The following is a 14,136-nucleotide window of genomic DNA, read 5'->3' on the forward strand; positions in this document are numbered from 1 at the left end:
CTCCGTCCGGGGGGTCAGCGCCGGTCGACGGCGGCGACGGCGTCGGCGATGGGGGTGTCGCCGGCGACGACTTCCAGGATCGCGCCGGCGCTGGCCGGGTGGTAGAGCAGGGCGACCAGCACCCGGGCGACGTCGGTGCGGGTCACCGCACCCGAGGGGGCGTGTCGGGCGAGGGTGATCCGCCCGGTGGGCGCGTCGTCGGTGAGCCGGCCGGGTCGCAGGATCGTCCAGCCGAGGTCGCGGCCGGTGAGGTCGTCCTCGGCGGCCTTCTTGGCCCGCAGGTACGCCGCGAACACCTCGTCGGTGCCGGCGGGTGGTGCGTCTTCCACGCCCACCGAGGAGACCAGCAGGTAGCGGCGCACGTCGGCGCGTTGCGCGGCGTCGGCGAGCAGGGCGGCGCCGGCCCGGTCGACGGTGTCCTTGCGGGCGGCGCCGCTGCCGGGGCCGGCGCCGGCGGCGAAGAGGACGGCGTCGGCGCCCCGCAGGTGCGCGGCGAGTTCGTCGACGCCGACGTGTTCGAGGTCGGCCACGACGGGCTGGGCGCCGGCGGCCCGCAGCGCGGCGGCGTGGTCGGGGTTGCGGATCAGGCCGACGGCGGTGTCGCCGCGTCCGGCGAGTTCGCGGTGGGTCAGCTGGGCGATCTTGCCGTGTCCTCCGGCGATGACGACGCGCATACCGCCAACCTAGCCGCCGTCCCGCCACGGCGTGGCCGGTCGACGGGGGCCGGGTCGGGACGACGTCGGGGCCCGGGTGTTCGCCGGCGGGTGGTTGCCTGAGGCAGCATGGACGGGTGACGGAGACGGTCGACGCGCTGGCCGGCCTGGTGGCCGGTGGTGGTGTCGTGGTGTTGAGCGGGGCGGGGCTGTCCACCGAGTCGGGCATCCCGGACTACCGGGGGCCCAGTGGCGCGGCGCGGCGGCACACCCCGATGACGTACCAGGCGTTCACGCGTGACGCGCAGGCGCGGCGGCGCTACTGGGCGCGCAGCCATCTGGGGTGGCGCACGATCGCGCGGGCGGCCCCGAACGAGGGGCACCGGGCGGTGGCGCGGCTGCAACGCGGCGGGCTCATCGAGGGGATCATCACGCAGAACGTGGACGGGCTGCACACCGCCGCGGGCAGCCCGCGGGTGGTGGAGCTGCACGGCCGCCTCGACGAGGTGGTGTGCCTGGACTGCGGCAACCAGACCTCGCGGGAGGAGTTGGACCGGCGGCTGCGGGAGGCGAACCCGGACTTCGACGCGCGGGTCGCGGCGGTCAACCCGGACGGTGACGTGGATCTCGCCGACGATGAGGTGGCCCGCTTCCGTACGGTCGACTGCACGTTCTGTCGTGGCGGCATGCTGAAGCCGGACGTGGTGTTCTTCGGGGAGACGGTGCCGGCGGCCCGGGTGGCCCGCTGTTTCGCGCTGGTGGCGCGGGCGCGGCTGCTGCTGGTGCTGGGCTCGTCGTTGACGGTGATGTCGGGTCGCCGGTTCGTGGTGCGCGCGGCGAAGCTGGGCGTTCCGGTGGTGATCGTCAACCAGGGGCCGACGCGGGGCGACGGGTATGCGGCGTTGACCGTCGACGCGCCGCTGGGTCGGGTGCTGCCGGCGTTGGCCGACCGGACGGCCGCCGCCGCGGGGCTGACGGGAGTCGGCCGGTAGGGGTTTTGGCGGGGTACGGGCCTGGTGGGTGATCCACCGTCGCCCGCGCTCCCGGGGGTACGACCTCCGGTGGGCGATCCGGCGCTGGTAGCGTTGACCATGCCGGCAGCACCCACGTGGGAGAGACCGCCCAGCAGCACCTCGGGCGGCGCCGAAGGGGCAAATCCTCCCCGGAACCTCTCAGGCAAAAGGACCTCGTGGGCAGGCACTGTGGAGCGCCTCGCGGGCGCGACAGAGGGGGAGGCCGACCTGTCGACCTCGCCCCCCGGGAGCGCCGCCCATGACCGTAGAGCAGTTCGCCGCCCGCCACATCGGCCCCGATCCGGACGACGAGCGCCGGATGTTGGAGGCCGTCGGTTACGGCTCGGTCGAAGAGCTGATGGACGCGGCGATTCCCGAGGTGATCCGCTGGCACGGCACCCTGGACCTGCCGGAGCCGGCCAGCGAGCACGACGCCCTCGCCGAGCTGCGGGCCCTGGCGGCCCGCAACACGGTCGTGGTGTCGATGATCGGTCTGGGCTACCACGGCACGCACACCCCGGCGGTGATCCGCCGCAACGTGCTGGAGGACCCGGCCTGGTACACGGCGTACACGCCGTACCAGCCGGAGATCAGCCAGGGGCGGTTGGAGGCGCTGCTGAACTTCCAGACCATGGTCACCGACCTGACCGGGCTGGCCACGGCGAACGCGTCGATGCTCGACGAGGGCACCGCCGCGGCCGAGGCGATGACGCTCGCGCGCCGGGCGTCGAAGAGCAGGAGCCCGGTGTACGTGGTCGACGCCGACACCCTGCCGCAGACCATCGCGGTGATCACCAGCCGGGCTGAGCCCCTCGGCATCGACGTGCGGATCGTCGACACCGAGCGCGACGAGTTGCCGGCGGAGTTCTTCGGGCTGCACCTGCAGTACCCGGGGGCGTCCGGGGCGGTGCGTGACCAGGCGGGTCTGGTCGAGGCCGCGCACGCCGTCGGGGCGTTGGTCACCGTGGCGGCGGACCTGCTGGCCCTGACGCTGCTGCGTGCGCCGGGGGAGATCGGCGCCGACATCGCCGCCGGCACCACCCAGCGTTTCGGCGTGCCGATGGGCTTCGGTGGGCCGCACGCCGGCTACCTGGCGGTACGGGCGGGGCTGGAGCGGATGCTTCCCGGCCGGCTGGTGGGGGTGTCGCGCGACGCGGACGGCAACCCGGCGTACCGGTTGGCGTTGCAGACCCGGGAGCAGCACATCCGGCGGGAGAAGGCGACCAGCAACATCTGCACCGCGCAGGTGCTGCTGGCGGTGATGGCCGGCATGTACGCCGTCTACCACGGTCCGGACGGGCTGCGGGGGATCGCCCGCCGCACGCACGACATGGCGGTGCGGTTGGCGGCGGCGCTGCGGGGTGTGGACGGCGTCGAGGTGGTGCACGAGGCGTTCTTCGACACCGTCCTGGTGCGGGTGCCCGGCGGCGCCGAGGCGGTCGTCGCCGACGCCGCCGCCCGGGGCGTGAACCTGCGGCTGGTCGACGCCGACCACGTGGGGGTGTCCTGCGACGAGACGACCACCGTCGCGCACCTGCGGAAGGTGTGCGACGCGTTCGGGACCACCGTCGCCGGTGGGCCGGTGGCCGTGGCGGACGCGCCGGTCGAGGGCGCGTTGCCGGCGGCGCTGGCCCGTACGTCGGACTTCCTCACCCACGCGGTGTTCCGCAGTCACCACTCGGAGACGGCGATGCTGCGCTACCTGCGGCGGCTGTCGGACTTCGACTACGCCCTGGACCGGGGCATGATCCCGCTCGGGTCGTGCACGATGAAGCTCAACGCCACCACCGAGATGGAGCCGGTGAGCTGGCCGGAGTTCGCCCACATCCACCCGTTGGCGCCCGACGCGCAGACCGCCGGCTACCGGGAGATGATCTCCCAGTTGGAGGGGTGGCTGGCGGAGGTGACCGGTTACGACGCGGTCAGCGTGCAGCCCAACGCCGGTTCGCAGGGTGAGCTGGCGGGTCTGCTGGCGATCCGGGCGTACCACCGGCAGCGGGGCGAGGCGCACCGGGACGTGTGTCTGATCCCGTCGTCGGCGCACGGCACCAACGCGGCCAGCGCGGTGATGGCCGGCATGCGGGTCGTCGTGGTGGGTTGCGACGACGGGGGCAACATCGACCTGGTGGACCTCGACGCGAAGATCGACAAGCATCGGGACGCCCTCGCGGCGATCATGGTGACGTATCCGTCGACGCACGGGGTGTACGAGACGGGCATCGCGTCGCTGTGCGCGAAGGTCCACGACGCCGGCGGTCAGGTGTACGTCGACGGGGCGAACCTCAACGCGCTGGTCGGGTTCGCCAAGCCGGGGAAGTTCGGGGCGGACGTGTCGCACCTGAACCTGCACAAGACGTTCTGCATCCCGCACGGCGGCGGCGGTCCGGGGGTGGGTCCGGTGGCGGTGCGGGCGCACCTGGCGCCGTTCCTGCCGGGTGATCCGCTGGGCGTGCACGTCGACGGCCGGCCGGCGATCTCGGCGGCCCGCCACGGGTCGGCGGGGATCCTGCCGATCCCGTGGGCGTACCTGCGGATGATGGGCGCGGCGGGGCTGGTGCGGGCCACCGGCGTGGCGGTGCTGGCGGCGAACTACGTGGCGGCGCGGCTGCGCGGGCACTTCCCGGTGCTGTACGCGGGCAACAAGGGCCTGGTGGCGCACGAGTGCATCCTGGATGTGCGGCCGCTGACGAAGGCGACCGGGGTGAGCGTGGACGACGTGGCGAAGCGGCTGATCGACTACGGGTTCCACGCGCCGACGATGTCGTTCCCGGTGGCGGGGACGCTGATGGTGGAGCCCACCGAGAGTGAGGACCTGGCCGAGCTGGACCGGTTCTGCGACGCGATGATCGCCATCCGGGCGGAGATCGACAGGGTGGCCTCGGGGGAGTGGCCGGCCGGCGACAACCCCCTCGCCAACGCCCCGCACACCGCGGCGATGGTGTCCGCGGACGAGTGGCCGCACCCGTACCCGCGGTCGGTGGGCGCGTACCCGGCCGGGGTGCAGCGGGCCGGGAAGTACTGGCCGCCGGTGCGGCGCATCGACGGCGCGTACGGCGACCGGAACCTGGTGTGTTCCTGCCCGGCGCCGGAGGCGTTCGAGAGCTGACGACGCGTGACGCCGGGGCGGTCGTGGTGCCGCCCCGGCGGGTGCGCCGACCTGGGCGAGGGGTGTCCCGACCGGGGGACTAGCCTTGATCGACGCGTCTGGAAGGCGTTACGCAGCGTGACAGAGTCAGGCGACGAGGGCGTGTCGGGCCGGCCCGCGGTGCGGGGCGATGCTGCTGCCGTCGGGGAGGAGTTCGCCGGTGTCCTCGAAGACGATGACACCGTTGCAGAGCAGGCTCCAGCCCTGCTCAGGGAAGCAGGCGAGGACCCGGGCGGCTTCCCGGTCGGTCGCTTCGGCGGAGGGGCAGGTGGGTTGGTGCTGGCACATCGGGATCTCCGGACTGTGGGGGCACTGTGTCATGGTTCACATGACCAGTGACGCACAGTACCAAGCGAAACCGGCCAACATCGAGCACGTACGGACATGGATTCTCCGAAATCCACTGAACGGATGAGGGATGATGGGCCGGATGGCGTGGAAACGCTCCCAGGGGTAGGGGTCGGCACACCGGGTGCGCCGGCCGCCTGCCGCCGTACGCTCGTCGAGCGGGCCCGGTGGCAGTGGCGGCCCGCCGACGGCGGGGACCCGGCGGCGCGGGCCGAGGAGTTCCTCGCCGCGCACGGCCTGCCGCTGCACGAGCTGGCCCGCCCCGCCGGGCGCCACGACCCGGCCGGGGTGTGCGGGGCCGCCCTCTACGTCTCCGCCGCCGCCGGCGCGGCCCTCGTCGGCGCCCCGGCCGGCGCGGCCAACCCCGTCCCCGCGCTGCCGGAGGTCGCCGTGGTCGTCTACGGCCACGCACCGGCCGCGCCGCGCCCCGCCGCGGCGCCCGACACGCGCTGGTGGCGCGGCGACTGGGCCGAGAGCTGGACGCCCCGCCAGCACGCCGACGCCGTGACGGCGGTGCGCGCGGCGATCGGCCGCGGCGACGTCTACCAGGTCAACGTCGTCGGCCACGCCGCCGCCCGCTACAGCGGTGACCCGCTGCCGGCCCTGCGCCGGCTCGCCGCGCTGCCCGGCGCCCGCTACGGCGGCACCCTCGCCGGGGCGGGCTGGGCGATCGGCTGCGCCAGCCCCGAGACCCTGGTGGAGCTGGCCGACGGCCGGTTGATCACCAGGCCGATCAAGGGCACCCGGCCGGCCACCGCCGCCGGCCGCGCCGAGCTGCTCGCCTCGGCCAAGGAACGCGCCGAGCACGTGATGATCGTCGACCTGGAACGCAACGACCTGGCCCGCGTCGCCCGCACCGGCAGCGTGCGCGTCGACGAGCTGTTCGCCGTACGCCGGTGGTGCGACCTGTGGCAGGCGGAGTCGACGGTGTCCGCGGCGGTCGCCGACGGGCTCGGCCTGGCGGACCTGCTGCGCGCGGTCTGCCCCGGCGGCTCGGTCACCGGCGCCCCGAAGCGCGCCGCCCTGGAGCACATCGCCGCGCTGGAGCCGATCGGCCGGGGCGCCAGCATGGGCGCGCTCGGCTGGGTCGCCCCGGGACGCGTCGACCTGGGCCTGACCATCCGCACCGCCGCCGTGGACGCCGACCGGGTGCACGTGTGGGCGGGCGGGGGCATCACGTGGGGCAGCGATCCCGACGCCGAGGTCGCCGAGGCCGCCGCGAAGGCCGCCCCGGTGCGCGCCGCGCTCGCCGGCGGCTGAGCGGCCACCACCCGGCCGGCCCCGCACCCACCGGCGCGCCGGCCTGCGCACGGTGGAAGAGGCGTCGCGCAGGCCGCGTCGGGTGAGATGAGCCGTACTGCCCGCCACCCGGGCCAGGGCGTCGGCAGCCGAGGCGGTCCCGATGTACCAGCAACCCCTGCAACCCGTCGGCGGGTCGCTCGCGCTCAGCGCCGCCTGCGCGGCGCTGCCGCTGCTGACCCTGTTCGTGCTGCTCGGAGTCGTGCGTACGCGGGCCTGGGTGGCGGCGTACGGCGCGTTGTCCGTGGCGGTCGTGCTGGCCTGGGGGCTGTGGCGGATGCCGCTGCCGCAGACGCTGCTGGCCGCCGCCCAGGGCGCCACCTTCGCCCTCTTCCCGCTCGCCTGGACGTTCGGCACGGCGATCTGGATCCACCGCCTGACCGTGCACACGGGGCACTTCGACACCCTGCGGCAGGGTTTCGCCCGGGTCAGCGACGACCGCCGCGTGCAGGCCATGGTGATCGCGTTCTGCTTCGGCTCGCTGCTCGAGGCCCTGGCCGGGCAGGGCACGCCGGTCGCCGTCACCACGGTCATGCTGCTGGCCCTCGGCTTCACCCCGCTGCGCGCGGCCGCCGTGGCGTTGGTCGGCAACACGGTGCCGGCGGCCTTCGGACCGCTCGGCCTGCCGATCACCACGCTGGCCGGCGTGAGCGGGCTGCCCGCCACGGAACTGGGCATGATGGCCGGCCGGCAGGTGCCGGTGATCGCGGTCGTCGTCCCGCTGATCGTGCTCGCCGCCGCCGACGGCCGGCGCGGCGTACGCGAACTGTGGCGTCCGGCGCTGGCGTGCGGCGGTGCGTTCGCGGTGGCCCAGTTCGTCACGGCGAACTGGGTGTCGGCCGCCCTCGCCGACATCACCGCCGCGTTCGCGGGGATGGGCGTCCTGCTGCTCGTCGTCCGCCGCAACGTGGTGCGGCGCACGGCTGCCGTGCCGGTCGGCGGGGGGCCGCCGGAGCCCGACGCGCCGGCGCCGGCGGGAGCGCGGTGGCGGGCGTACGCGCCGTACGTGACGATCGTGGTGGTCTTCGCCGTCTCCCAGGTGCCGGTCGTCAAGCGGTTGCTCGACGCCGGCACGCTCGCGGTCTCCTGGCCCGGGCTGCACGTCGTCACCGCGTCCGGCGACCCGTCGCCCCTGACGACGTTCCGTTTCGCGTGGCTCGCGGCCCCCGGGTCGTTGCTGCTGGTGGCCGGCCTGGTCACGGTGGCGCTGCTGCGGGTGGCACCGCGCGAGGCCGTCGGGCTCTACGGGCGCACCCTGTTCGAGCTGCGGTGGGCCGTGCTGACGGTGGTCGGGCTGCTGGCGCTGTCGTTCACCATGAACGCCGCCGGGCAGGTCGCCACGCTGGGCGTCTGGATGGCGGGCGCGGGCGGCCTCTTCGCCGTGCTGGCGCCGGTCCTCGGCTGGCTCGGTGTCGCCCTGACCGGTTCGGACACGTCGTCCAACTCCCTGTTCGGCGCGCTTCAGGTGGCCGCGGCGCAGCGGGCCGGCCTCGATCCGGTCCTGTTGGCCGCGGCCAACGCCTCCGGCGGCACGCTCGGCAAGATGATCAGCCTGCAGAACCTCACGATCGCGGCCGCGGCGGTCGGACTCACCGGCCGGGAGGGCGACCTGTTCCGGCGGATGTTCGGCCCGAGCGTGCTGCTGCTCGCCCTAATGTGTGTGCTGGTCGGGTTGCAGGCGACGCCCGTGCTGTCCTGGATGGTGCCGTAGCCCGGGCCGCCGCCGCTACCGTCCCGGTGGTCCTGTCGCGCCGACCGACAATATTTTTTGTCTTGACAGTTCCGGTCGTCGGCGGCAGGCTTCGGGTGGCGGCGCTCCGCCGGAGGAAAACACACCGCATCCGCAGCCTGCGCGTCCCGCAGGCTCCTGCCAGGGAGACATCGCGTGCAGATCAGCGTCCACACCTTCGTCAGCCTCGACGGCGTCATGCAGGGCCCGGGCGGGGCCGAGGAGGACACCAGCAACGGCTTCACACGCGGGGGCTGGCTCGTGCCGCACAGCGGCGACGGTCAGCTCGACGTCGTCGACGGGTGGTTCCGGCAGGCCGACGCCTTCCTGCTGGGACGCCGCACCTTCGAGATGATGCGCGGCTACTGGCCGCAGGTCACCGACCCCGACAACCTGGTGGCCACCGCCCTCAACACGGGATCGAAGTACGTCGTCAGCAACACCCTCTCCGACGCCGACGCGGCCTGGGGGAAGACCACCGTGCTGCGCGGCGGCGACATCCTCGCGCAGGTGCGGCGACTCAGGGAGCAGCCGGGCGGCGAACTCCAGGTGCACGGCAGCTGGCAGCTGGCCCGCGCCCTGCACGACGCGGGGCTCGTCGACACCTACCGGCTGCTGCAGTTCCCCGTCGTCGTCGGCGAGGGCAAGCGCCTGTTCGCCGACGGCGCGGCCCCGGCCTCCTACCGGATCACCGACTCGACGGTGGCCGGCGGCGGCGCGGGGGCCGTCGCGCTGACCCTGCGCCGGACCGGATTCGGGGCCACCGCCGCCGGCGAGTTCGTGGTGCGCGACGGCAAGGAGGCCGTGGCGTAGCGGCGTCGACTCGTCAGCGGCGCGCGGCGAAGTCGTCCAGCGCCGCCACGACCCGCTGCGCCATGCCGTTGCCCGCCCCGTGCCCGGCGTCCTCCAGCAGCTCCAGCCGGGCGTCGGGCCAGGCCTGCGCCAGCTGCCACGGCACGTCCGGCGGACTGCTGATGTCGAGCCTGCCGTGCAGCAGCACGCCGGGAATGCCGGCCAGCCGCCCCGCCTCGCGCAGCAGCTGCCCCTCGGGCAGGAAGCACCCGTGCCGCCAGTAGTGGGTGACCAGCCGGGCGAACACCATCCGGAACACCGGGTCGTCGTAGCGGGGGTCGGGCCGGTGCCCGGGGACGGTGCCGACGTGGGTGTCCTCCCACGCGCACCACTGCCGCGCCGCCCGCTCTCGCACCGCCGGGTCCGCGTCGGCCAGCAGCCGGGCGTACGCGTCGGCCAGGTCGCCGTCGCGGTCGGCCGGCGGCACCCCGTCGCGGAAACGCGCCCACTCGGCCGGGAAGACCCGCCCCATGTCCCGGGTGATCCACTCGATCTCCCGCCGGGTGCCGGCGGTCACGCTGAACAGCACCAGCTCACTGACCCGCTCCGGGTGCCGCTGCGCGTACGCCAGGGCGAGGCAGGAGCCCCAGGAGGCGCCGAGCACCAGCCAGCGGCGCACCCCGAGGTGTTCGCGCAGCAGTTCGATGTCGGCGATCAGGTGCCCGGTGGTGTTGGTGGACAGGTCCACGCCCGGGTCGGCGGCGTGCGGGGTGCTGCGTTCGCAGCCGCGCTGGTCGAACAGCGTCACCCGGTAGCGGGCCGGGTCGAACAGGGTCCGCCAGCCGGGCGAGCAGCCGGAGCCGGGCCCGCCGTGCAGCACCACGGCGGGCTTGCCGTCGGGGTTGCCGCAGGTCTCCCAGTACACGCGCTGGCCGTCACCCACGTCGAGCATCCCGTGCGCGTACGGCTCGACCAGGGGATATCGCTCGGCCATCGCCCACTCCTGTCTCTCGGCATCCAATGCAACAGCGCTGTTACATTAGCGGGGTGAGTGACGCGCCGGAACGCGAGGCACTGGGCACGCTGCTGCGGCACGTCCTCGACGTGCTCGACGGCGACGTCGCCGCGGTCTACGCCGAACGGGGCCTGACCGACTACCGGCCCCGGTTCTCACCGCCGCTGCGGGTGCTGCTCGCCGAGGGTCCGCTGCCCATCCGCGACCTGGCCCGCCGGGTCGGGGTCACCCACTCGGCGGCCAGCCAGACCGTCGCGCAGATGACCCGCGCCGGCCTGGTCGAGCTGACCCCCGGGGCGGACGCCCGGCAGCGCATCGTGCGCCTGAGCGGCCGGGCCCGCGAGCTGCTGCCGCTGATCGAGGCGGAGTGGGCGGCGACGACCGCCGCGATCCGTGAACTGGACGCGGAGCTGGCGGTGCCGCTGGCCGACCTGCTGCACGAGGTGCTCGCCGCGGTGCGCCGGCGGCCGCTGCGCCAACGCATCGCCGACGCGGGCCTGCCCCCGCCCTGACGGGCCCCGACCCCGTGCCCGCCGGTCGGCCGCGTGGCGCGGGGCGGTGCGCCAGCGCGCCGGTGCGGGCCGGGGGAGGCCGACGCGGCGCGAAGCCGGTGCGGCACCTCATGGCCGCTTCAGCAGGGCCGCCGCCCGGCCGGCCGCCACGGCCACCGCCGCACGCAGCGCGTCGACGTCCACGTCGGGGCCGGGCGGTAGCAGCGGCAGCGTGGGCGCGCCCGGCACCGGTGCGGGCGGAGGCGGCAGCGGCGCCACCGTGCGGGCGTACGCCTCGGCTGCGGCCGTGCCCGCCTCGGCGGCCCGCACGGTGGCGGTCGCCGGTGCCGGCACGTCGTCGTGGTGCGCGGCGGTCGGCACGAGCGTGCGGGCGTCGCGGCCCCGGACCAGCAGCAGCAGGGCCGGGTCGGTGTCCAGCAGCCAGGACACCTGGTGGCACAGCGCGGCGGCGTGCCGGCACGGGTGGTCCCACTCCGGGCAGTCGCACTCCGGAGCGACCTCGCCCAGCCCCGGTAGCAGCGGCACCCCGGTCACCTCGGCCAGGTCCCGGGGCAGCTGCCCGGCCAGCAGCGCCGCCTGGTGTCCTGCGCGGGCGGCCACCTCGCCGGCCAGCCGGTCCCAGTCGTCGTCGGCCAGGGTCGCGACGCGTACCCGGGTGGCGTACGCCTGCTCGGTGTCGCCGTCGTGCACGGCCGCGGCGAGCCGGCCGGGGCTCACGGTGATCGCGCCGACGTGCCCGGCGGCGGCCAGCCGGCGCCCGGCGCGCAGCGGCCGGGCGTCCAGGGCGTCGGCCTCCCATGCCCGGTTCCAGGCCGTGCCCCACCAGGTACGGGGCCGCCGCGCCCGGCCGGGCGGGAAGGCGGGAAAGCCGCGCGGGGTCATCGGTGGCCTCCGAGGGTCACCAGATCGGCCAGCGCGGCGTCGCTGAGCGCGGCCAGTGCCGCCGGCCCGGCGTCGAGGACGGCCTCGGCGAGTTCCCGCTTGCCGGCGAGCAGCGCGGCGACGCGGTCCTCGACGGTGCCCTCGGCGACGAGTCGGTGCACCTGCACGGGCCGGGTCTGCCCAATCCGGTACGCCCGGTCGGTCGCCTGGTCCTCCACGGCCGGGTTCCACCACCTGTCGTAGTGCACGACGTGGTCGGCGCGGGTGAGGTTCAGGCCGGTGCCGGCAGCGCGCAGCGACAGCAGGAACACCGGGGCCTGCCCGGCGTCGAAGCGGCGGACCAGGTCGTCGCGGGCGGCGACGGGCAGCGCGCCGTGCAGCAGCAGCGCCCCGACGCCCCGGTCGCTCAAATGCCGGTGCAGCAGCCGGGCCATCGCCACGTACTGGGTGAAGACCAGCACCGCGCCGCCGGCGGGCAGGATCGCCCCGAGCAGTTCGTCGAGCAGGTCCAGCTTGCCGGAGCGGCCGGCCAGCCGCGGCGCGCTCTCCCGCAGGTACTGGGCGGGATGGTTGCAGATCTGCTTGAGCGCGATGAGCAGCTTGACCACCAGCCCGTGCCGGGCGAGACCGTCGGCGCCGGCGATCGCGTCGAGCAGTTCGGCGACGCAGGCCTGGTAGAGGGCGGCCTGTTCGGCGGTGAGCGCGACCGGCTGGTCGGTTTCGGTCTTGGCCGGCAACTCGGGGGCGACGCCCGGGTCGCTCTTGCGTCGGCGCAGCAGGAACGGCCCGACGAGGCGCGCCAGGTCCCGGCCCGCCTCGGGGTCGCGGTCGGTCTGCACCGGCTTGACCCAGCGGGCCCGGAACTCGCCGAGGGTGCCGAGCAGCCCGGGAGTGGTCCAGTCCAGGATCGCCCACAGGTCGGTCAGGTCGTTCTCCACGGGGGTGCCGGTCAGGGCGACACGGGCGGTGGCGGGAATCGTGCGCAGCGCCGTGGCGGTCTCCGAGTGCGGGTTCTTGACATGTTGGGCCTCGTCGGCGACGAGCAGCGCCCACCGTCGGGCGGCGAGCCGGGCGGCGTCGCGGCGCAGGGTGGCCCAGGTGGTGAGCACGAACCCGTCGTCGGGCCCGTCGAGGGTGCGCTCGGGGCCGTGGAAGCGGCGCACGTGGGTGCCGGGGGCGAAGCGCCGGATCTCCCGTTCCCAGTTGCCCAGCAGCGACGCCGGGCACAGCACGAGGGTCGCGCCGGCGGTGGCCGGGTCGCCCTGGCGGTGCAGGTGCAGGGCGATCAGCGTGACGGTCTTGCCGAGCCCCATGTCGTCGGCGAGGCAGCCGCCGAGGCCGAGGGCCGTCAGCCCGGCCAGCCAGCGCAGCCCGTGGCGCTGGTAGTCGCGCAGGGTCGCGGCCAGCGTGGCCGGTACGTCCACCGGGGGTGCGGCGTCGCCGTCGGTGAGCCGCCGGGCGGCCTCGGCCAGCCAGCCCTCGGCGTGCACGTCGACGCGTTCGCCGTCGACGTGCGTCGCGCCGGTCAGCGCGGCGCGCAGGGCGGGCATCGCCGCCAGCGACCCGGCGCGCGGTTCGCGGGCGCGACGGGCCAGTTCCGGAGGCACCAGGACCCACCGCTCGCGCAGCCGCACCACGGGCCGGTGCGCGTCGGCGAGCCGGGTCAGCTCGGCGGGGGTGAGGGGAGTGTCGTGCAGGTGCAGCCGCCAGTGCAGCGCCAGCTCGCCCGGCTCGGCGAGCAGCCCGGCGCCGCCGGCGCGGCGGGCCGGGGCGCGCAGCACGGCCGAGGCGGTGAGGCCACGATCGAGTCCGGCCGGCCAGTGCACGTCGACGCCGTCGGCGGTGAGCCGGGCCGCCGCGCCGGTGGCGAGTTCGACGACCTGCGCGTCGGTCGGCGTGAGCGCGTCGGGCACCGCCGTGTCGAGCAGTCGCGCCAGGGGCGGCCACACCCGTGCGGCGTGGCGTACGGCCAGCAGGGTGGCGTCGCGGGACCCGGGTGGGAATCCGGGGACGGGGGCACCCCACAGCGCGGCGGCGTCGACGAGCAACCCCGGCGTGGCGCGGCGGTGCACCTGCGCCACCAGCCGCCACGATTCGTCCGGGGTGTCGCGGTGCTCCAGGCGCAGCGACAGTCGTACCGCCGCGTCGGCGTCGGCGGCGACCCGGGCGACCCAGTCGCGTAGCCGCCCGACCGGGGCGGGTGGCAGCGCCGACCAAGCCCCGGTGGCCGCGTCGTCGCGGGGCAGGGTGTCGGCGACCGCGTCGAGGAAGTCGCGCAGCAGCCGCGCCGGGTCGGGCAGCCACGGCGGGGTGCGCCCGGGTACCGGTGTGGCGCGCGCGGTGGCGGGCATCGCGGCGGCGAGGCGCGCCTGCCGGGTCTCGTCGTCGGCGGTGAGGGGTCCGACCCGCCAGGTGTCGTGCCCGGCGGGGGTCACCGCGGGCAGCAGCAGGCCGCGGGCGGCCAGGTGCAGGGCCTCGCGGGCCGCCGCGGCCCAGAACGCCGCCGCCGGGTCCGTGGCCTGCCCGGCCAGCAGCAGCGGTACGCCGGCGGCGACGCTCATCCGCCGGGCGGGTACCGGCGTCGGGTGCCCGCCCGGCGGCGTCGCCAGGGTCACCCGCACGGCGTCGCCGGGTCCGTCGGGCGGGCCGTCGCCGTCAGGGGACCAGACGAGCAGCGTCCCGGCGCGGGGCGGGTCGGCGGGGGTGAACGTGACGGCGTGGGAGCCGATCGGCACGGGCGTCCTTCCG

The 14,136-nt window shown here is 75.6% G+C and carries 11 protein-coding genes and 1 riboswitch; of the genes, 6 read left to right on the forward strand and 5 right to left on the reverse strand.

What is annotated here, in order from left to right; translation table 11 throughout:
* Positions 1 to 14: 14 nt before the first annotated feature.
* On the reverse strand, positions 15 to 674 hold the full coding sequence (locus AB0883_RS23645; protein ID WP_366643390.1) for an NAD(P)H-binding protein: 660 nt from the start codon (positions 672 to 674) through the stop codon (positions 15 to 17).
* Between the two features lie 116 nt (positions 675 to 790).
* Here AB0883_RS23645 and AB0883_RS23650 point away from each other — a divergent pair, with 116 nt between their 5' ends.
* Positions 791 to 1,645, forward strand: a complete 855-nt coding sequence (locus AB0883_RS23650) for an NAD-dependent protein deacetylase (RefSeq protein WP_366643391.1) — start codon at positions 791 to 793, stop codon at positions 1,643 to 1,645.
* A gap of 107 nt (positions 1,646 to 1,752) precedes the next feature.
* Positions 1,753 to 1,851, forward strand: a riboswitch (glycine riboswitch).
* A gap of 74 nt (positions 1,852 to 1,925) precedes the next feature.
* Entirely contained in the window at positions 1,926 to 4,772 is a 2,847-nt protein-coding gene (gcvP, locus tag AB0883_RS23655) for an aminomethyl-transferring glycine dehydrogenase (protein ID WP_366643392.1), read from the forward strand.
* Positions 4,773 to 4,898: 126 nt separating this feature from the next.
* On the opposite strand, the gene AB0883_RS23660 is transcribed toward gcvP, so the two are convergent.
* Positions 4,899 to 5,099 carry a DUF5999 family protein gene (locus AB0883_RS23660; RefSeq protein WP_089000314.1) on the reverse strand — a complete coding sequence of 67 codons (201 nt, stop codon included), beginning with the start codon at positions 5,097 to 5,099 and terminating at the stop codon, positions 4,899 to 4,901.
* 96 nt (positions 5,100 to 5,195) lie between these two features.
* Between AB0883_RS23660 and AB0883_RS23665 the strand changes: the two genes are divergently transcribed.
* From AB0883_RS23665 to AB0883_RS23675, 3 genes are all read left to right on the forward strand, one after another.
* Positions 5,196 to 6,419 (forward strand): chorismate-binding protein, encoded by a 1,224-nt coding sequence (locus tag AB0883_RS23665; protein WP_366643393.1) that lies wholly within the window; start codon positions 5,196 to 5,198, stop codon positions 6,417 to 6,419.
* A 142-nt stretch (positions 6,420 to 6,561) separates the two neighbouring features.
* A complete protein-coding gene (locus AB0883_RS23670; RefSeq protein WP_366643394.1) occupies positions 6,562 to 8,169 on the forward strand; it encodes an L-lactate permease in 1,608 nt (535 codons plus the stop codon).
* Positions 8,170 to 8,343: 174 nt separating this feature from the next.
* Positions 8,344 to 9,000 (forward strand): dihydrofolate reductase family protein, encoded by a 657-nt coding sequence (locus tag AB0883_RS23675; RefSeq protein WP_366643396.1) that lies wholly within the window; start codon positions 8,344 to 8,346, stop codon positions 8,998 to 9,000.
* A gap of 13 nt (positions 9,001 to 9,013) precedes the next feature.
* On the opposite strand, the gene pip is transcribed toward AB0883_RS23675, so the two are convergent.
* A complete protein-coding gene (pip, locus tag AB0883_RS23680; RefSeq protein ID WP_366643397.1) occupies positions 9,014 to 9,973 on the reverse strand; it encodes a prolyl aminopeptidase in 960 nt (319 codons plus the stop codon).
* A gap of 53 nt (positions 9,974 to 10,026) precedes the next feature.
* On the opposite strand from pip, the gene AB0883_RS23685 reads away from it, so the two are divergent.
* On the forward strand, positions 10,027 to 10,506 hold the full coding sequence (locus AB0883_RS23685; protein WP_366643398.1) for a helix-turn-helix domain-containing protein: 480 nt from the start codon (positions 10,027 to 10,029) through the stop codon (positions 10,504 to 10,506).
* 108 nt (positions 10,507 to 10,614) lie between these two features.
* Here AB0883_RS23685 and AB0883_RS23690 read toward each other — a convergent pair whose 3' ends face one another.
* Both AB0883_RS23690 and AB0883_RS23695 read right to left on the reverse strand, forming a co-directional pair.
* On the reverse strand, positions 10,615 to 11,388 hold the full coding sequence (locus AB0883_RS23690; RefSeq protein ID WP_366643399.1) for an SWIM zinc finger family protein: 774 nt from the start codon (positions 11,386 to 11,388) through the stop codon (positions 10,615 to 10,617).
* A complete protein-coding gene (locus AB0883_RS23695; protein WP_366643401.1) occupies positions 11,385 to 14,123 on the reverse strand; it encodes a DEAD/DEAH box helicase in 2,739 nt (912 codons plus the stop codon). Before AB0883_RS23695 ends, AB0883_RS23690 begins: the two co-directional genes overlap by 4 nt.
* Between the last annotated feature and the right edge of the window lie 13 nt (positions 14,124 to 14,136).

This window comes from Micromonospora sp. NPDC047812 (assembly GCF_040704175.1).
Lineage (GTDB): Bacteria > Actinomycetota > Actinomycetes > Mycobacteriales > Micromonosporaceae > Micromonospora.

Bases quoted from the DNA above. Each gene is read 5' to 3' on its own strand.
- AB0883_RS23645 (WP_366643390.1), bottom strand. From the start codon at position 674: ATGCGCGTCGTCATCGCCGGAGGACACGGCAAGATCGCCCAGCTGACC.
- gcvP (WP_366643392.1), top strand. From the start codon at position 1,926: ATGACCGTAGAGCAGTTCGCCGCCCGCCACATCGGCCCCGATCCGGAC.
- AB0883_RS23660 (WP_089000314.1), bottom strand. From the start codon at position 5,099: ATGTGCCAGCACCAACCCACCTGCCCCTCCGCCGAAGCGACCGACCGG.
- AB0883_RS23665 (WP_366643393.1), top strand. From the start codon at position 5,196: ATGGATTCTCCGAAATCCACTGAACGGATGAGGGATGATGGGCCGGAT.
- AB0883_RS23670 (WP_366643394.1), top strand. From the start codon at position 6,562: ATGTACCAGCAACCCCTGCAACCCGTCGGCGGGTCGCTCGCGCTCAGC.
- pip (WP_366643397.1), bottom strand. From the start codon at position 9,973: ATGGCCGAGCGATATCCCCTGGTCGAGCCGTACGCGCACGGGATGCTC.
- AB0883_RS23690 (WP_366643399.1), bottom strand. From the start codon at position 11,388: ATGACCCCGCGCGGCTTTCCCGCCTTCCCGCCCGGCCGGGCGCGGCGG.